This is a genomic window from Ideonella sp. A 288, from assembly GCF_002198735.1.
Lineage (GTDB): Bacteria > Pseudomonadota > Gammaproteobacteria > Burkholderiales > Burkholderiaceae_C > Pseudaquabacterium.
Window position 1 is genome coordinate 30,160 of record NZ_MWLO01000117.1, and the last position, 17,903, is coordinate 48,062.

Here is a 17,903-nt window from a genome sequence, read left to right on the forward strand (position 1 = left end):
GGGCGATCTCTCGGCGGCACCGTCACGCGGGATCGGATGCCCGGTCCTACAGCAGGTCCTCCGACACGAACAGCGACATCAGGAAGAGCCTCAACCTCAGGGCCCAGCTGGTGCCCGGCGCATCGTCGAAGCGCTCTTCGCCGTCGTCGCCCTGGGCCACCCACTGCACCGATCGGCCGTCCTGCGCCAGCTTCAACTCGTAGGTGCCCTGCGGATCGTCGAGCCGGAAGAAGCCGATCAGCTCCTCGGCCAGCGCCGGGCTGCGGATGCCCATGCCGATCTCGGTGTTGGTGTGGTCCGAGCGCGGGTCGATGTTCATCGAGCCGATCAGTACCGTCGAGCGGTCGAGGATGCCCAGCTTGGCGTGCAGTCGGCCAGCGGCGCCGGCCAGGGCCTTGCGCAGGCCGGCGTCGCGCTGCAGCCGAGACGAGGCCACCTCGAACAATCGCACCCCCATGCGCAGCAGATCGACGCGGTAACGGGCCAGCCCGGTGTTGACCAGTGGCTCGTCGGATGCCGCAGTGCCGTTGGTGAAGACATGCACCGCGACGCCCCGTTCGCGCAGCCGGCGCAAGGCCTCGATCCCTTTGCGTCCCGGCACGTAGTAGGGCGAGGCGACGATGATCTCGCGCTGCGCCGCGTCCATCAGCCCCTGCGCACGGTGGCGCAGCGAGTCGGGCACGTCGATCCGGTGGGCCAGCAGCTTGTCCGGGTGGTCGGCCATCGCCCCGCCCTGGGCAACGATCAGTGCGTGCTGGCGCCGGGCCAGCGCCACGCCGAAGGGCAGCCGGCCGAAGGCGTCGGGGCCGACCAGCGGTTCGGGTTCTGTGGCGTCGGCGGTGAGGCGGTCGAACGACGCACGGCGCGCCACGGCGTCGAGCGGATTGCTGGCCACCGCTGCCAGCGGCCGCACCGGTGAGCTGTTCCAGTACTCGTCGAAGAGCGCAGAGAGCTCGGGCACGATGGCGCCGACCATCAGCAGATCGACATCGATGAAATTGGCCGTGCGGCTGCGAAAGAAGTACTCGTCGGCCAGGTTGCGGCCGCCGCCGATGGCCACCGCGCCGTCGGCCACCAGCAGCTTGTTGTGCATGCGGTGGTTGAGCCGGTCGAACTCGGTGGCCAGCTGCCACAGCCGCGCCGGCAGGCTGGCGCGGGCGCTGGCAAACGGATTGAACAAGCGCACCTCGACGTGCTCGTGCGCGGCCAGGCCCAGCAACACGTCGTCCATGCCCTCGGTGTGGAAGTCGTCCAGCAGCAACCGCACCCGCACGCCGCGCCGGGCCGCGTCGCGCAGTTCGCGCAGCACCAGCCGGCCGACCCCATCGTCCGACAGCACGTAGGTCTGCAGATCGATCGACGTGCGCGCCTGCCGGATCAACTGCAGGCGGGCATCCAGGGCGTAGGCCGGCTGCGCCAGCGGTTGGCAGCCCGACAGGCCGGGTGGCACGCCGGCGTCGTTGGCCACCTGGGCCAGCGGCGCATCGGCGGGCGCCGTCAGCGTGGTCGACGGGGCCTGCGGCACGGCGGGCGGCAGACCGGCGCAGCCGGCCAGGGCCAGGGCCACCAGACCCGCCGCCGCCAGCCGCAGCAGGCGGCCAACGCGCGGCGGCGTCACGGTGCGCGCTTGAGCCGCAGGTGCAGCATCAACCCGCCGTCGGGCGCGTTGGCCAGGTCGAGCTGGCCACCCATGCGCTGCATGGCCTTCTCGACGATCGCCAGGCCCAGCCCCGCGCCGGTGGCGGCGGTGCGGGCGGCGTCGCCGCGGAAGAACGGCGTGGTCAGCTGCGCCAGCCGGTCGGGCGCCACGCCCTGGCCGTGGTCGCGCACGGTGCAGATGATCCAGGGGCCCGATCGCACGTAGCTCACGTGCACCACCGCGATGCCGGTGTCGGTGGTGCGGCCGTAGCGGCGCGCGTTCTCGAACAGGTTGGCGAAGACGCGGCCCAGCTCCACCTCGTCGGCCATCACCTTCAGGTCGATGGCCACCTTGGAGGTGATGCGGATCTCGGACGGGTCGCGGAAGGCCGCCGCCTCCTTGTCGATGAGCATCGACAGGTGGATCGGCCGCATGTGCGACTCGCCCGGCCGCGCGTAGTCCATGAACTTGTCGATGATGGCGTCGAGCTGGTCGATGTCGGCGGCCATGTAGCGCCGCGCTTCCTCGTCGGACACGCTCATCTCGGCTTCCAGACGAAGCCGCGCCAGTGGCGTGCGCAGGTCGTGGCTGATGCCGGCCAGCATCACCGCGCGGTCTTCCTCCACCTTGGCCAGCTCGCGCGCCATGCGGTTGAAGCCCATGTTGACCTCGCGGATCTCGCTGGTCAGCGTGTTCTCGTCCAGGCGCGACTCGTACTCGCCGCCGCGGATGCGGCTGGCCGCGAACGACAGGTCGCGCAGCGGCCGGTTGATGAGCCGGGCGATGGCCACCGAGCCGATCACCGTGGCCAGCAGGGCGATGCCCACCCAGACGAACCAGGTGCTGCCGGTGAGTGGATGGATGCGCGCCGACTCGGCCCGCAGCCACCACGGGTCGCCCTCGATGGTGAAACCGACCCACAGCCCTTCGTTGCCATTGACGGCGCTGGCCACGATGGTGTCCGGGCCCAGCCGTGAGCGCAGTTCGCCGCCCACCTTGTTGGTGAAGCCGTCGCGCTCGAAGGGCTCGAACTTGTCGTTGGGCTCGCGGGGCAGCACGCGGATGGCCTCGCTGGTGCTCATGGCCTTGACCAGCGCCACGCGGTTGATGCGGTCGGCGTGGCGCATGCCCTCGCGCGACAGGTTCACCAGGCTGGCGATCTGTTGCGCTGCCAGCACCACGCGCGGCTCGGATTCGAGCGCGCGCAGGGTCTGCACCCACGCGAAGATGCCCCCGCACAGCAGCAGCGCGAGCAGGAAGAACGTGCGCCAGAACAGGCTGAGGGCGACCTTCTTGTCGGTCACTCGGAGGCCCCCGGGGGGCAGGGCGAGCGAGGGCGGACAGCCATCATCGGGATACCCCGGTGCCTTGCACCGCGCCGCCGGTCAGGGGGGCACTCACCTTCGGGTGGCCGGGCGACAGGTGCCTCATGCAGCGCCGTCCGGCACGAAGACATAGCCCACGCCCCACACGGTCTGGATGTAGCGCGGCTGCGAGGGGTCGGATTCGATCATCTTGCGCAAGCGCGAGACCTGCACGTCGAGGCTGCGGTCGAAGGGCTCGAACTCGCGGCCACGCGCCAGCTGCGCCAGCTTGTCGCGGGACAGCGGCTGCCGCGGGTGGCGCACCAGCGCCTTGAGCATCGAGAACTCGCCGGTGGTCAGCGCCATCTGCTCGCCGTCCTTGGTCAGGCGCCGCAGCGACAGGTCGAACTCGAAGGGGCCGAAAGTGACGATCTGTGCCTCCTTCGACGGCGCGCCGGGGGCTTCGGGCGCCGGGCGGCGCCGCAGCACCGCGTGGATGCGGGCCAGCAGTTCTCTCGGGTTGAAGGGCTTGGGCAGGTAGTCATCGGCGCCGACCTCGAGGCCGACGATGCGGTCCACGTCCTCCACCTTGGCCGTCAGCATGATGATGGGCGTCACGTCGTTGGCGGCGCGCAGGCGCCGGCAGATCGACAGGCCGTCCTCGCCGGGGAGCATCAGGTCGAGCACGATCAGGTCGATGGTCTCGCGGGTGAGCAGGCGGTTCAGGGCCTTGGCGTCTTCGGCCAGCAGCACCTCGAAGCCTTCCTGCGTGAGATAGCGGCGCAGCAGATCGCGGATGCGCGCGTCGTCGTCGACGACCACAATGCGGTCGGGGCGGGGTGTGGGTGAGTTCATGCCTGGCTCCAAATTTGTAACAGAGGCATTGTGCAAGGCGTTTGAAGGTGGATTCTGAGCCACCTGACCCGTTGTTACAACTCTTGCCGCCTGGTGCCAGCCCTGTCCAGGTCAACGGTGCAGTGCCCTGGCGCGCTGTGGAAGAGGGTGCGGCCGACCCGGTCGACCCACAAAAAGGACCATTCAATGAACCGAACCATCCTGCTGGCGGCGGCTACGACCCTGGCCGCGGGTGCCAGCCTGGCGCAGACGCTGCCGCCGCCGCAAAACGTGCTGCAACTGGCGGCCAGCGCCACTGTGGAGGTGCCACAGGACCAGCTGTCGATCACGATGTCTGTGCAGCGCGACGGCAATGACGCGGCCGCCGTGCAGTCGCAGTTGAAGCAGGTGCTCGATGCGGCGCTGGTCGAGGCGCGCAAGGCGGCGCGTCCGGGTCTGGTGGACGTGCGCACCGGGGCGTTCTCGCTCTATCCGCGCTATTCGCCGAAGGGCGGCATCGCCGGCTGGCAGGGGCGTGCCGAACTGGTGATCGATGGCCGCGACATGCCGGCCATCAGCCAGTTGAGTGGCCGACTCACCGGCCTGGTGGTGTCGGGCGTGGCGCACAGCCTGTCGCGCGAGGCACGCGACAAGGTCGAGGCCGACGTGGCCGGCCAGGCCATCGCCAAGTTCAAGGGCCGCGCCGAGGTGTACGCAAAGCAGTTCGGCTTCGGCGGCTATTCGATCCGCGAAGTGGCGGTGGGCCAGGCCGACGGCGCGATGCCGTCGCCGATGCCGCGGATGCGGGCCATGGCCGCCGCGGCACCCACCGACGAGGCTTTACCGGTGGAGGCCGGCAAGGCCACCGTCACGGTCACCGTGAACGGCAGCATCCAGATGTCGCCCCGGTAGTCAGGGCGACTGCGGCGCCCTCGACGAACTTACTGCGCCGTCCAGCCGCCGTCGACCGTCCAGGCCACGCCGCGGATGTTGTCGGCCGCCGGCGAGCACAGGAACATCACCAGCCCGGCCAGTTGCTCGGGCGTGGTGAATTGCAGCGAGGGCTGCTTCTCGGCCAGCAACTGGCGCTTGGCCTCGTCGTTGGACACGTTGGCCTGCGCGGCACGGGCGTCCACCTGCTTCTGCACCAACGGCGTCAGCACCCAACCCGGGCAGACGGCGTTGACGGTGATGCCGGTGGTGGCGTTCTCGAGCGCCGCCACCTTGGTCAGGCCCACGACGCCGTGCTTGGCGGCCACGTAGGCCGACTTCTGCACCGACGCCACCAGGCCGTGCACCGAGGCCACGTTGACGATGCGGCCCCAGTTGCGCTGCTTCATGCCCGGCAGGGCAGCGCGCATGGCGTGGAAATTGGAACTGAGGTTGATCGCCAGCACCGCATCCCAGCGCTCGACGGGGAAGTCCTCGACGCTGGCCACGTGCTGGATGCCGGCGTTGTTGACCAGCACGTCCAGCGCGCCGAACTCGGCCTCGCAGGCGCGCACCATGGCCTCGATCTCGGCCGGCTTGCTCATGTCGGCGCCGTGGTACGACACCTTGCCGCCGATGGCGGCGACTTCGGCCTTGGCGGCCTCGACGTCACCGAAGCCATTGAGCATCACATTGGCGCCATTGCGGGCCAGCGCCAGCGCGATGCCGAGGCCGATGCCACTGGTGGAGCCGGTGACGAGGGCGGTTTTTCCTTTGAGCATGACAATCTCCGTGGGATTCACTGCGATGATTATCCGCAAGGAGACTGACCGATGACTGAAGCTCGACTCCGCCACGTGCAATGCCTCGATGCCAAGGGCCTGCACCGCATGGCGTACTGGGAGTGGGGCGATCCCGCCAACCGCCGCGTGCTGGTGTGCGTCCATGGCCTGTCGCGGCAGGGGCGCGATTTCGACACGCTGGCCCGGGCGCTGTGCGGCGAGTACCGCGTGGTCTGCCCCGACGTGGTCGGCCGCGGCCGGTCCGACTGGTTGCGCGAGCCGATGGGCTACGGCATCCCGTCCTACGTGGCCGACATGGTGACACTGCTGGCGCGGCTGGACGCCGAGGTGGTGGACTGGGTCGGCACCTCGATGGGCGGCCTGATCGGGCTGGGCGTGGCGGCGCTGCAGAACTCGCCGCTGCGCCGCCTGGTGCTCAACGACGTGGGCCCGACGATCGAGCCGGTGTCGCTGGCCCGCATCGGCACCTACCTGGGGCAGCCGGCGCACTGGGCCTCGGTCGAGGATGCGGCCGACGCGCTGTGGGCCATCTCGAAAGGCTTCGGCCCGCACAGCCGCGAGCAGTGGCTGGCACTGACACAGCCTCAATTGGTGCCCGACGGCGCCGGCTTCAAGCCGCACTACGACCCGGCCATCGCCGTGCCGTTCCGCCTGATCACGCCCGAACTGGCCAAGGCCGGCGAGGGCGCGCTCTGGCATGCCTACGACAGCCTGCGACTGCCCGTGCTGCTGCTGCGTGGCGCTGAGTCCGACCTGCTGTCCCCGGCCACCGCGAAGGCGATGACCGAGCGCGGCCCGAAGGCGACGCTGGTGGAGTTCGCCGATGTGGGCCACGCGCCAACCCTCGTGCAGCCCGACCAGGTGCAGGCGGTGAGCGGGTTCCTGCGCGCGGCATGAAGACCGGACAGGCCGCACCGCGCGGGCCCGAGGCCGCGGAGGCGGCACCCATCGTTCGCATCGCCGGCGACGAGGTGCACGAGGCCGACGGGCAGGGTGCGCTGCAGCGCGCGCGGGCCTTCGCCGAACCGCTGCTGGCGGGCCAGCGCCTGGACACCGGCGAAGAGGCGCTGTCCCATGCCGAGGGCGTGGCGGCCATCTTGCGCGGCATCGGCGCGGCACCGTCGATGCAGGCGGCGTCCTACCTGGTGTATGCCGGTGACTTCCTGCAGCGGCCCGAGGAGATGGTGGCCAAGGCCTTCGGCGAGCACTACGCGGGCCTGGTGGCGCACACGCGCAAGCTGGTGCAGATCCAGCGCGCGGCGCGCGGGGCGGTGGTCGAAGCCGATCAGCATGCCCAGCAGACCGAGCGCGTGCGCAAGATGCTGCTGGCCTTCTCACGCGACCTGCGCGTGGTGCTGCTGCGCCTGGCCTCGCGGCTGCAGACGCTGCGCTGGCACGCGTCGTCGCGCGAGCCCTGCCCGGTGCTGCTGGCCCAGGAGTCGCGCGATGTGTTCGCGCCGCTGGCCAGCCGCCTGGGCATCTGGCAGATCAAATGGGAGCTGGAGGACCTGGCCTTCCGCTTCCTGCAACCCGCCGACTACAAGCGCGTGGCGCAGTTGCTCGACGAGAAACGCATCGAGCGAGAGGACGGCGTCGAGGCCGTGCGCTGCCAGCTGGCCGACGAACTGGCGGCGGTGGGCGTTCGGGCCGAGGTGCAGGGGCGGCCCAAGCACCTGTACAGCATCTGGAAGAAGATGCAGGGCAAGGGCCTGGGCATCGAGCGCGTGTTCGATGTGCGTGCGCTGCGCGTCATCGTGGCCGATGTGCCCGCGTGTTATGCCGCGCTGTCGCGCGTGCACGAGCGCTACCGCGCGGTGCCCGGCGAATACGACGACTACATCGCTCGGCCCAAGCCCAACGGCTACCAGAGCCTGCACACGGTGGTGCTGGGCGACGACGGCCGGCCGGTGGAGGTGCAGATCCGCACGACCGCGATGCACGAGCATGCCGAGCATGGTGTGGCCGCGCACTGGGCCTACAAGGAGGCCGGTGCCAAGGGCTATGCCGGTGTCACTGCCGCCGGCGACTTCGAGGAGCGCGTGGCCGAGGCCCGCAAGGCGGTGCTGCGCCAGTTGCTGGCTTGGGAGCGCGACTATGCCGGCCAGGCCACCGAAGGCCCGTCTTTCGAAGACCGCATCTACGTCTTCACGCCCCAGGCCACGGTGATCGAACTGCCGGCCGGTGCCACGCCGGTGGATTTCGCCTACAGCCTGCACACCGACCTGGGCCACCGCTGCCGCGGCGCCCGCGTCGACGGCGCCATGGTGCCGCTGAACACGCCGCTGGCCAATGGGCAGACGGTCGAGGTGATCGCGGCCAAGGAGGGCGCGCCGTCGCTCGACTGGCTGAACGCCGAACTGGGCTACCTCAAGAGCCACCGGGCGCGGTCCAAGGTGCGGGCCTGGTTCAACGTGCAGGCGCTGTCCAACACGGTGGCGCGCGGGCGCGAGCTGGTCGAGAAGCTGCTGCAGCGCGAGGGACGGACGTCGCTGAAGCTGGACGACCTGGCCGCGCAGCTGGGCTTCAAGGGCGCCGACGCGCTGTTCGAGGTGGTCGGCAAGGACGAGTACTCGCTGCGCCACATCGAACTGCTGCTGCGCCCGCCCGAACCGGTGCCTGGCGAAGAAGAGACCATCCACCTCAAGCGCGCCCGCGCCACCGATGGCGGCGTGCTGGTGGTGGGCGTCGAGTCCCTGCTCACCACGCTGGCCAAGTGCTGCCGGCCCGCGCCGCCCGATGCCATTGCGGGCTATGTCACGCGGGGCAAAGGGGTGGCCATCCACCGCGCGGGCTGCAGCAACTTCCGGCACATGGCCGAGCAGTCGCCGGGCCGCGTCATCGCAGTGGCCTGGGGCCACGTGCCGGCGGGCCGCGATGCCGCCTACCCGGTGGACGTGCTGGTCGAGGCGAACGATCGCTCGGGCCTGCTGCGCGACATCTCCGAGGTCTTCGCCAAGGAGAAGATGAACGTCACCGGCGTGCACACGCAATCGGTCAAGGACGCGAGCGGCGGCACGGCCTACATGACCTTCACCATCGAGGTCGGCGATGCATCGCGCCTGGCGGCGGTGCTGCGCCTGGTGGCGCAGGTGCCGGGCATCCGTCACGCCCGGCGCCGCTGACTGGATGGCGCTGAAAAACGATGGTATAGTCTTGGGCTTCGCAGGCGCGTAGCTCAGCTGGTTAGAGCACCACCTTGACATGGTGGGGGTCGTTGGTTCGAGTCCAATCGCGCCTACCAAATTGGAAGGCCCCGGGGTGCAAGCCCCGGGGCCTCGTCGTTTGAGGGCCTGTCGTTGTCGCGGCCCAGAGGCAGGTGCCTCGACCGCGACGGCGCCTGTGGCCTAATCCCAGGTTTTTAGAACACATCAACGGAGCCCTTCATGGCCATCAAGATCAGGACCGAAGCCGACCGCAAAGCCACGCCGCGTCCGCCCACCATCCCCGGTACCACGCTCACCGTGCACCGCGGCCAGAAGAGCAGCCTCGAGCGCGGCTCGCACACGCGCAGCAAGAAGAACCCGGGCAAGCGGCCGCACAAAGGCGGCTGATTCTGGTGGTTGATCCCCTCGGTTGATCGGGACGACCGACCCGACCGACCGTTCCGACCGACCATTCCATTCGTCGGGCCGGGCGCTTTCCCCGACCGCCGCACCCATGCTGCGCATCACCGAACTGCGCCTGCCGCTGGACCACGCCGACGACGCCCTGCGCACGGCGATCTTGGCGCGGCTGGGCCTCCCCGACGCCGCGCTGTCGGCGTTCACCGTCTTCAAGCGCAGCTACGACGCGCGCAAGCGCTCGGCCATCGTCCTGACCTACACGGTCGACTGCACGCTGGCCGACGAGGCTGCCGTGTTGGCCCGGTTTGCAGGCGATCCGCAGGTGCGGCCGTCGCCCGACACCCGCTATCGCTTCGTCGGCCATGCGCCGGCCGACTTCCATGCCGTCGGGCGCCCGCGTCCGGTGGTGGTGGGCTTCGGGCCGTGCGGCATCTTTGCCGCGCTGGTGCTGGCGCAGATGGGTCTGCGTCCCATCGTGCTGGAGCGGGGCAAGGCCGTGCGCGAGCGCACGCAGGACACCTGGGGCCTGTGGCGCCGCGGTGTGCTCGACCCGGAGTCGAACGTGCAGTTCGGCGAGGGCGGGGCCGGCACCTTCTCGGACGGCAAGCTCTGGAGCCAGATCAGCGACCCGCGGCACCTCACGCGCAAGGTGCTGACCGAGTTCGTGAAGGCCGGTGCCCCGGAGGAGATCCTCTACGTCGCGAAGCCGCACATCGGCACCTTCCGCCTGGTGGGCATGGTCGAGAAGATGCGGGCCGAGATCGAGTTGCTCGGCGGCGAGGTGCGCTTCCAGCAGCGCGTCACCGACCTGCTGGTCGAGGACGGACAGGTCCGCGGTCTGACGCTGGCCTCGGGCGAAACCCTGCGCGCCGACCACGTGGTGCTGGCACTCGGCCACAGCGCCCGCGACACCTTCGAGATGCTGCAGCGGCGCGGCGTGTTCCTGGAACCCAAGCCGTTCTCGATCGGCTTCCGCATCGAGCACCCGCAGAGCCTGATCGACAAGGCGCGCTTCGGCGCCCACGCCGGGCACCCGCTGCTGGGCGCCGCCGACTACAAGCTCGTGCACCACGCTGGCAACGGGCGCTCGGTCTACAGTTTCTGCATGTGCCCCGGCGGCACGGTGGTGGCGGCCACGTCGGAAGTCGACCGCGTCGTCACCAACGGCATGAGCCAGTATTCGCGCAACGAGCGCAACGCCAACGCCGGCATCGTGGTGGGCATCTCGCCGCAGGACTACCGGCGCGATCCGGGCGCCAGCGGCCCGGTCGATCCGCTCGACGGCATGGCCTTCCAGCGCGTCTGGGAGTCGCGGGCCTTCGAACTGGGCGGCGGTGGCTACCGGGCGCCCGGCCAGCTGGTCGGTGATTTTCTGAAGGGCCGGCCCTCCCGGGCACTGGGCAGCGTGGAACCGTCGTACACGCCGGGCGTCCACCTCACCAACCTGGACGAGCCGGGGTGCGGGAGCCTGCCCGACTACGCGCTGGCGGCCATCCGCGAGGCCTTGCCGGCCTTCGAGCGGCAGATCAAAGGGTTCTCGATGGCGGACGCGGTGCTCACCGGCGTCGAGACCCGCACCTCGTCGCCGCTGCGCATCACCCGCGGCAAGGATTTCCAGAGCCTCAACGTGGCCGGGCTCTACCCGGCGGGCGAGGGGGCGGGCTACGCGGGCGGCATCATGTCGGCCGGTGTTGACGGCATCGAGGTGGCCGAAGCAGTGGCCCGGCGGATACTGCCTGTCGAGGCGTCCGGACCGACCCTGACGGGGTAAGCCCTTCCGGGTATCGGAGGCCCCATACTTAGAATTTGTGCCTCGCACAAAGGAGCAGCCCGAGATGCCAGCCACCCGCCGCAGCACCGCCCCCAGCGGCACCGAGGACGCAGCCCCCACCGAGATGCGAGTCCTCAAGAAGTACCCGAACCGTCGCCTGTACGACACGCGCACCAGCAGCTACATCACGCTGGCCGACGTCAAGCAGATGGTGCTGGGTGCCGAGACCTTCGAGGTGCGTGACGCCAAGTCCGGCGAAGACCTCACCCGCAGCATCCTGCTGCAGATCATCCTCGAGGAAGAAACCGGCGGCGTGCCGATGTTCAGCACACCGATGCTGGCCAACATCATCCGCTTCTACGGCCACGCCATGCAGGGCATGATGGGCAACTACCTCGAGAAGAACCTGCAGACCTTCGTCGAGGTGCAGGCGCGCTTTGCCGAGCAGAGCAAGGGCCTGTACGACCCCAAGACCTTCACGCCCGAGACCTGGGCGCAGTTCATGAGCGGGCAGGCGCCGCTGATGCAGGGCCTGATGGGCAACTACCTCGAGCAGAGCAAGAACCTGTTCGTGCAGATGCAGGAGCAGATGCAGGCCGGCGCGCTGTTCCCCGGCATGCCCGGCTTCGGCGCCAAGCGGTAGCAGCGCCACGGGCCTGCCGGGCGCTGTGCCAGGCAAGCCCGTGCCGTGCGGCGGCGCTGCGCCGTCGCGGACAATGGCGCCATGCACGACACCTCCACCGCCCGGCCGCCCAAGGTCGGCTTCGTCTCGCTCGGCTGCCCCAAGGCGCTGACCGATTCCGAACTCATCCTCACGCAGCTGTCCGCCGAAGGCTACGAGACCAGCAAGACCTTCGCAGGCGCCGACCTGGTGATCGTCAACACCTGCGGCTTCATCGACGACGCGGTGAAGGAAAGCCTGGACACCATCGGCGAGGCCCTGGCCGAGAACGGCAAGGTCATCGTCACAGGCTGCCTGGGTGCCCGCAGCGGCGACGGGGGTGGCAACCTCGTGCGGCAGGTGCATCCCAAGGTGCTGGCGGTGACCGGCCCGCACGCCACGCAGGAGGTGATGGACGCCGTGCACCTGCACGCGCCCAAGCCGCACGACCCCTTCATCGACCTGGTGCCGGCCACCGGCATCAAGCTCACGCCCAAGCACTACGCCTACCTCAAGATCAGCGAGGGCTGCAACCACCGCTGCACCTTCTGCATCATCCCCAGCATGCGTGGCGATCTGGTGTCGCGGCCGGTGGGCGACGTGCTGGGCGAGGCCCGCGCGCTGTTCGAGTCCGGCGTGAAGGAACTGCTGGTGGTCAGCCAGGACACCAGCGCCTACGGTGTCGACGTCAAGTACCGCACCGGCTTCTTCGATGGGCGGCCGGTCAAGACCCGCATGCGCGAGTTGTGCGAGGCGCTGGCCGAACTGGCCCAGCCGCACGGCGCCTGGGTGCGCCTGCACTACGTCTATCCGTATCCGCACGTCGACGAGGTGCTGCCGCTGATGGCCGCTGGGCGCGTGCTGCCCTACCTGGACGTGCCGTTCCAGCATTCGCACCCCGAGGTGCTCAAGCGCATGAAGCGGCCGGCCAGCGGCGAGCGCAATCTCGAACGCCTGCTGAAGTGGCGCGAGGCCTGCCCCGAACTGGTCGTGCGCTCCACCTTCATTGCCGGCTTCCCGGGCGAGACCGAGGCCGAGTTCCAGCACCTGCTCGACTTCGTGCGCGAAGCGCAGATCGACCGCGCGGGCTGCTTCGCCTATTCGCCGGTCGATGGCGCAGCGGCCAATGCCCTGGCCGACCCGGTGCCGGCCGAACTGCGCGAGGAACGCCGCGCCCGCTTCATGGCCGTGGCCGAAGACGTCTCGACGCAGCGCCTTCAGCGCCGCGTGGGCGCCACGATGCAGGTGCTGGTCGACCGCGCGCCGGCCCTGGGCCGCAAGGGCGGCGTCGGCCGCAGCTACGCCGACGCCCCCGAGATCGACGGCACCGTCCGCCTGCTGCCGCCCGAAAAGGCCTCGAAGACCCTCAAGGTCGGCGAGTTCACCCGCGCCCGCATCGTGGCCGTCGACGGCCACGACCTCGTCGGCCAACCCGTCTGAAACCGCCCCCGCCATGTCCAAGCCGCTCAGCGACCTCGTCACCGACCTGATCCACCACGACTACCAGCCGCCCGCCGGTTGGGCCGCCGTGCCGCCAGGGGTCTTCAAGGCCTCGACCGTGATGTTCTCCAACGTGGCCGCGCTGCGCGCCCGCACCTGGAAGAGCAAGGCCGGCTACACCTACGGCCTGCACGGCACGCCGACCACCTTCACGCTCGAGGAGCGCATCGCCACGCTCGAAGGCGGCCGATTCTGCGTGCTGGCGCCCAGCGGACTGGCGGCGATCACGATGGTCAACGTGGGCCTGCTGCAGCAGGGCGACGAGGTGCTGCTGCCCGACAACGTGTATGGCCCGTCGAAGGAAATGGCCCGCACGCTGCTGGCCGGCTGGGGCATCGGGCACCAGCTCTACGACCCGATGGACCCGGACGATCTGGCACGCCGCATCGGCACGCGCACCAGGCTGGTGTGGCTGGAGGCCCCCGGCTCGGTGACGATGGAGTTTCCCGACCTGCGTGGCCTGATCGCCGTGGCGCGCGAGCGCGGCGTGACGACGGCGCTGGACAACACCTGGGGCGCCGGCCTGGCGTTCGGCGCCTTCGACCTGGGCGTGGACATCTCGATGCATGCGCTGACCAAGTACCCGTCGGGCGGCGCCGACGTGCTGATGGGCTCCGTCGTCACCCGCGACGAATCGCTGCACCACCGCATCCTGCAGGCCCATGGCCGGCTGGGCGTGGGGGTGGCGGCCAACGACGCCGAGACCGTGCTGCGCTCGCTGCCGACCATCGCGCTGCGCTACCACGCGCACGACGCGGCCGCGCGCGAACTGGCGCTGTTCCTCGGCCGGCAACCGACGGTGCGGCAGGTGCTGCACCCGGCGCTGCCGGGTTCGCCCGGCCACGCCCATTGGGCCGCCACCTGCACCGCGGCCGCCGGGCTGTTCTCGGTGATGCTCGACCCGGCCATCGCGCCCGAGCGCGTCGATGCCTTCGTCGACGCGCTGCGCCGGTTCAAGATTGGCTATTCGTGGGGCGGTCCGGTCAGCCTGGTGGTGCCCTACGACCTGCCCTCCATGCGATCCGACACATCGTCGCTGCCCGGTCATCTGGTGCGCTTCTCGATCGGGCTGGAGTCCGTGGCAGACTTGCGGGCCGACCTGGCGCAAGCGCTCGAGCAATTGGGCTGACACGCGCCGGGTCGTCGCCCACCCAGCCATGCACGACGCACCCACCATCGCACTGACCAAGAGCGACATCACGCTCTTCCAGAACCTGGGCGGTCCGGGGCGCCGACCCTGCCTGATCCTTTACAGCGGCGCCGACACCGGGCGCCCTTTCGCGCTCGACGCCGGGCGGGTGGTCATCGGCCGCGCGCCCGATGCGGCGGTCCACATCGACAGCCCGGGCCTGAGCCGGCGCCATGCCGAATTGACGGTGAGCGACGAGGCCGTCACGCTGCGCGACCTGGGGTCGTTCAACGGCACGCATGTCAACGACCGCCGCATCGACGGCGAGGTGGCGCTGCGCGAAGGCGATCTGGTGCGCCTGGGCGACCTGCTGTTCAAGTTCTACGAGCACCACAGCCTCGACGCCGCGCTGCACGACCGCGTCTACCGCCTTGCCACCATCGACGCCGGCACCGAGGTCTTCAACCGCCGCTACCTGTTCGACACGCTGCGGCGCGAGTTTCGCCTGGCCAAGGGTGACCGGCGGGCGCTGAGCGTGGTCTGCTACGACCTCGACCATTTCAAGGCTGTCAACGACACCTACGGCCACCCGGCCGGCGACAAGGTGCTGCGCGAGAGCGCCACCGCCGTGCGCCATGCACTGATGGGCGTGGGCGTTCTGGGCCGCCTGGGGGGCGAGGAGTTCGCGGTGGTCCTGCCGCATGTCGAGCATGGCCCGGCCACCGAATTGGCCGAACGCCTGCGCGCGACCGTGGCCGACCATGTGTTCGTGCTGCCGGCGCCGGGTGCGCCGGCCGGTGCCACCGCCGTGCACCGCCAGACCATCTCGCTGGGCGTGGCCTCGTTGACCGAGACCATGCAGGAGGTCATCGACCTCTTCGAGGCCGCCGATCGCCGGCTTTATGCCGCCAAGGCGGGCGGTCGCGACCGAGTGGGTTCGTAGCCCGCGTTCAACCCGCCTTGGGGGGCTCGCCGGCGGACGTGAGCAGCGGGATGGCACCGTCCGAACTGCTGCCCAGCAGGCCGGTGCGGATGTAGATGCCCAGCTTCTGCCGAGTGTCCTGGATGTCGAGGTTGCGCATCGTCAGCTGGCCGATGCGGTCAGCCGGGGTGAAGGCTGCGTTCTCGACCTTTTCCATGCTCAGGCGCTCGGGCTGGTAGGTGAGGTTGGGGCTCTCGGTGTTCATGATCGAGTAGTCGTTGCCGCGACGCAGCTCGAGCGTCACCTCGCCGGTGATGGCTCGCGCCACCCAGCGCTGGGCCGTCTCGCGCAGCATCATGCACTGGGGGTCGAACCAGCGACCGTGGTACAGCAGCTTGCCCAGCCGGCGGCCGTTGTTGCGGTACTGCTCGATGGTGTCCTCGTTGTGGATGCCGGTGACGAGGCGCTCGTAGGCGATGTGCAGCAGCGCCATGCCCGGGGCTTCGTAGATGCCGCGGCTCTTGGCCTCGATGATGCGGTTCTCGATCTGGTCGCACATGCCCAGGCCATGCCGGCCACCGATGCGATTGGCCTCTTCGAACAGCGCCACGGCGTCGGCGAAGGTGCGGCCGTTCAGGGCCACCGGCTGGCCTTCCTCGAAGCGCACCGACACCGTCTCGGCCTTGACGGCGACGTCTTCGCGCCAGAAGGCCACGCCCATGATCGGGTTGACGATCGAGATGCCGGCATTCAGGAACTCCAGGTCCTTGGCCTCGTGCGTGGCCCCGAGCATGTTGCTGTCGGTGGAGTAGGCCTTCTCGACGCTCATCTTGTAGTCGAAGCCGTTGGCGATGAGGTACTCGCTCATCTCCTTGCGACCGCCCAGCTCGTCGATGAAGGTCTGGTCGAGCCAGGGCTTGTAGATGCGCAGCGCCGGATTGGCCAGCAGGCCATAGCGGTAGAAGCGCTCGATGTCGTTGCCCTTGTAGGTGCTGCCGTCGCCCCAGATGTTGACGCCGTCCTCGCGCATCGCCACCACCAGCGCGGTGCCGGTGACGGCGCGGCCCAGCGGGGTGGTGTTGAAGTAGGTGGCGCCGCCGGTGGAGATGTGGAAGGCGCCGCACTGGATGGCGGCGATGCCTTCGGCGACCAGCGCGGTGCGGCAGTCGATCAGGCGGGCGATGTCGGCGCCGTAGGCCTTGGCCTTGCGCGGGATGTCGTCGTAGTCGGTCTCGTCGGGCTGGCCCAGGTTGGCGGTGTAGGCGCAGGGGATGGCGCCCTTGGCGCGCATCCAGTGCACGGCGGCGCTGGTGTCCAGGCCACCGGAGAAGGCGATGCCGACGCGTTCGCCGACGGGAAGCTGTTGAAGGATGTTGGCGGCCACGGTGGTGTGAGGTGCTGGCGAAGAGCGGAATTATCGTCGGTCGACCGGTCCGGTCGGCCGCCGCGGCAGCAGCCCGGTGGCCAGGGCGGTGCCGGCCAGGATGACCGCACAGCCCAGCACCATCGGCACCGTGAGGCGCTCGCCCAGGAACACCGCCCCCCAGGCCACCGCGAACGCGGGCACCAGGTAGGTGACGGTCATCGCGAAGGCCGGGCCGGCGTGGGCAATGAGGCGGAAGTACAGGATGTAGGCCAACCCGGTGCACAGCGCGGACAGCGCCGCCAGCATGGCCCACGCCTGCAGGCCGGGTGGTGTGGCGGGCCAGGTGAGGGCGGCCGGTGCGGCCAGGGCGAGCGCGGCGAACAACTGGCTGCCGGTGGCCACGGCCAGCGATGGCACGCCCGACAAGCGCCGCCGCGTGAAACTGGCCGAGAAGCCGTACAGCAACGGTGCGGCCAGGCAGGCGGCCACCGCCAGGGCCGGGCCGCCGGCGGCGGTGTCGCCGGCTTTCACCCAGGCCAATGCGCTGACGCCGCCGAAGCCGGTCAGCAGCCCGGCCACACGCCAGGCGGTGAGAGATTCGCGCAGCCACAGCCACGCGATCAGCGCGCCGAACAGCGGCGTGGCGGCATTGAACACCGCGGCCAGCCCACCGGTGAGGTGCAGGGCGGCGTAGCCGAACAGCGCGAAGGGCAGGGCCGAGTTGGCCAGGCCCACCACCAGCAGGTCGGGCCAGCGCTCGATCAGCAGCCTCGACTGGCCGCGCCAGTGCAGCAAGGGCCACAGCAGAGCGGTGGCGCCGGCGACGCGCAGGGCTGCCATCGCCCACGGCCCAAAGGCGGGTGCCGTGATGCGCATGAACAGGAACGACGCGCCCCAGAGGGCGGCGAGCAGCAGCAGATCGCGCGTGTCGGAGCGTCTCAAGGAGACCCCTCGGACTGGCGCGGTGCCGCCGCGCCCGGCAGCGCCACGTCTTCGAGCCGCAGCAGTGCCCGCTTGCGGTCCAGCCCGCCGGCATAGCCGGTGAGGGCGCCGGACGCGCCCAGCACGCGGTGGCAGGGCACCAGCACCGACACCGGGTTGCGGCCGATGGCCGCGCCGGCGGCACGCACCGCGGCTGGCGAGCCGGCCTGCCCGGCGATGGCGGCGTAGGTGCTGGCGTGGCCACGGGGCAGGGCCCGCAGCGCCCGCCAGACGGCGCGCTGGAACGGGGTGCCGTGCAGGTCGAGCGGCAGGTCGCGCAGCGGATCGGCATCCCCCGAGAAATAACGCGCCAACGCCAGGTCCGCGGCCTTCAGCCAGCGGTGACCCGGCTGGGTCGGCACCACCAGCGGCCCGGGGTGGTGCGCCTGGCCGTCGAACCACAGGCCGGCCAGGCCCTCGGCGGAGGCGGCGGCGGTCATCGGGCCGAGTGGCGTCTCCAGCCGCGCCTGGGCAACGAGTCGGGGATGGGTCATGGCATC

At 70.1% G+C, this 17,903-nt stretch carries 16 protein-coding genes and 1 tRNA gene; 10 read left to right on the forward strand and 7 right to left on the reverse strand.

Annotated features, from left to right (window positions below; translation table 11 throughout):
• Nucleotides 1-46: 46 nt before the first annotated feature.
• The 3 genes from EOINJALH_RS12345 to ompR all read right to left on the reverse strand — a co-directional run bounded on the left by EOINJALH_RS12345 (nucleotide 47) and on the right by ompR (nucleotide 3,798).
• Nucleotides 47-1,618 (reverse strand): phospholipase D family protein, encoded by a 1,572-nt coding sequence (locus tag EOINJALH_RS12345; RefSeq protein ID WP_088280662.1) that lies wholly within the window; start codon nucleotides 1,616-1,618, stop codon nucleotides 47-49.
• The gene (locus EOINJALH_RS12350; protein WP_088280663.1) at nucleotides 1,615-2,943 is read right to left on the reverse strand and encodes a sensor histidine kinase; all 1,329 of its coding nucleotides are present in this window, start codon (nucleotides 2,941-2,943) and stop codon (nucleotides 1,615-1,617) included. The genes EOINJALH_RS12345 and EOINJALH_RS12350 overlap by 4 nt, the downstream gene beginning before the upstream one ends.
• Nucleotides 2,944-3,066: 123 nt before the next feature.
• Nucleotides 3,067-3,798: a two-component system response regulator OmpR gene (ompR, locus tag EOINJALH_RS12355; RefSeq protein WP_088280664.1), complete on the reverse strand. Its 732-nt coding sequence runs from the start codon at nucleotides 3,796-3,798 to the stop codon at nucleotides 3,067-3,069.
• A 186-nt stretch (nucleotides 3,799-3,984) separates the two neighbouring features.
• Here ompR and EOINJALH_RS12360 point away from each other — a divergent pair, with 186 nt between their 5' ends.
• Nucleotides 3,985-4,689, forward strand: a complete 705-nt coding sequence (locus tag EOINJALH_RS12360; protein ID WP_088280665.1) for an SIMPL domain-containing protein — start codon at nucleotides 3,985-3,987, stop codon at nucleotides 4,687-4,689.
• Nucleotides 4,690-4,718: 29 nt separating this feature from the next.
• Here EOINJALH_RS12360 and EOINJALH_RS12365 read toward each other — a convergent pair whose 3' ends face one another.
• Entirely contained in the window at nucleotides 4,719-5,489 is a 771-nt protein-coding gene (locus EOINJALH_RS12365; protein ID WP_088280666.1) for a 3-hydroxybutyrate dehydrogenase, read from the reverse strand.
• A gap of 51 nt (nucleotides 5,490-5,540) precedes the next feature.
• Between EOINJALH_RS12365 and EOINJALH_RS12370 the strand changes: the two genes are divergently transcribed.
• The 9 genes from EOINJALH_RS12370 (at nucleotide 5,541) to EOINJALH_RS12405 (ending at nucleotide 15,077) form a co-directional block, all read left to right on the forward strand.
• The gene (locus tag EOINJALH_RS12370; RefSeq protein WP_088280667.1) at nucleotides 5,541-6,407 is read left to right on the forward strand and encodes an alpha/beta fold hydrolase; all 867 of its coding nucleotides are present in this window, start codon (nucleotides 5,541-5,543) and stop codon (nucleotides 6,405-6,407) included.
• Entirely contained in the window at nucleotides 6,404-8,632 is a 2,229-nt protein-coding gene (locus tag EOINJALH_RS12375; protein ID WP_088280668.1) for a bifunctional (p)ppGpp synthetase/guanosine-3',5'-bis(diphosphate) 3'-pyrophosphohydrolase, read from the forward strand. Before EOINJALH_RS12370 ends, EOINJALH_RS12375 begins: the two co-directional genes overlap by 4 nt.
• Nucleotides 8,633-8,674: 42 nt before the next feature.
• Nucleotides 8,675-8,751: transfer RNA gene (locus EOINJALH_RS12380), tRNA-Val, on the forward strand.
• A gap of 142 nt (nucleotides 8,752-8,893) precedes the next feature.
• On the forward strand, nucleotides 8,894-9,061 hold the full coding sequence (locus EOINJALH_RS32165) for a hypothetical protein (protein WP_199873349.1): 168 nt from the start codon (nucleotides 8,894-8,896) through the stop codon (nucleotides 9,059-9,061).
• Nucleotides 9,062-9,167: 106 nt separating this feature from the next.
• On the forward strand, nucleotides 9,168-10,844 hold the full coding sequence (locus EOINJALH_RS12385; protein ID WP_088280669.1) for an NAD(P)/FAD-dependent oxidoreductase: 1,677 nt from the start codon (nucleotides 9,168-9,170) through the stop codon (nucleotides 10,842-10,844).
• 124 nt (nucleotides 10,845-10,968) lie between these two features.
• The gene (gene phaR / locus EOINJALH_RS12390; RefSeq protein ID WP_234413816.1) at nucleotides 10,969-11,487 is read left to right on the forward strand and encodes a polyhydroxyalkanoate synthesis repressor PhaR; all 519 of its coding nucleotides are present in this window, start codon (nucleotides 10,969-10,971) and stop codon (nucleotides 11,485-11,487) included.
• A gap of 81 nt (nucleotides 11,488-11,568) precedes the next feature.
• Nucleotides 11,569-12,945 (forward strand): 30S ribosomal protein S12 methylthiotransferase RimO, encoded by a 1,377-nt coding sequence (gene rimO / locus EOINJALH_RS12395; protein ID WP_088280671.1) that lies wholly within the window; start codon nucleotides 11,569-11,571, stop codon nucleotides 12,943-12,945.
• 13 nt (nucleotides 12,946-12,958) lie between these two features.
• Nucleotides 12,959-14,134, forward strand: coding sequence for a PLP-dependent transferase (locus EOINJALH_RS12400; RefSeq protein WP_088280672.1), 1,176 nt, complete (start codon nucleotides 12,959-12,961; stop codon nucleotides 14,132-14,134).
• A 28-nt stretch (nucleotides 14,135-14,162) separates the two neighbouring features.
• Nucleotides 14,163-15,077, forward strand: a complete 915-nt coding sequence (locus EOINJALH_RS12405) for a GGDEF domain-containing protein (RefSeq protein ID WP_088280673.1) — start codon at nucleotides 14,163-14,165, stop codon at nucleotides 15,075-15,077.
• 7 nt (nucleotides 15,078-15,084) lie between these two features.
• On the opposite strand, the gene argG is transcribed toward EOINJALH_RS12405, so the two are convergent.
• Genes argG through EOINJALH_RS12420 form a run of 3 tightly spaced genes read right to left on the reverse strand, consistent with a single transcriptional unit; the run spans nucleotide 15,085 to nucleotide 17,897 of the window.
• The gene (gene argG, locus EOINJALH_RS12410; protein WP_088280674.1) at nucleotides 15,085-16,440 is read right to left on the reverse strand and encodes an argininosuccinate synthase; all 1,356 of its coding nucleotides are present in this window, start codon (nucleotides 16,438-16,440) and stop codon (nucleotides 15,085-15,087) included.
• A gap of 30 nt (nucleotides 16,441-16,470) precedes the next feature.
• Nucleotides 16,471-17,364: a DMT family transporter gene (locus tag EOINJALH_RS12415; RefSeq protein ID WP_088280675.1), complete on the reverse strand. Its 894-nt coding sequence runs from the start codon at nucleotides 17,362-17,364 to the stop codon at nucleotides 16,471-16,473.
• Nucleotides 17,361-17,897, reverse strand: coding sequence for a methylated-DNA--[protein]-cysteine S-methyltransferase (locus EOINJALH_RS12420; RefSeq protein ID WP_088280676.1), 537 nt, complete (start codon nucleotides 17,895-17,897; stop codon nucleotides 17,361-17,363). The genes EOINJALH_RS12415 and EOINJALH_RS12420 overlap by 4 nt, the downstream gene beginning before the upstream one ends.
• Nucleotides 17,898-17,903 lie beyond the last annotated feature (6 nt).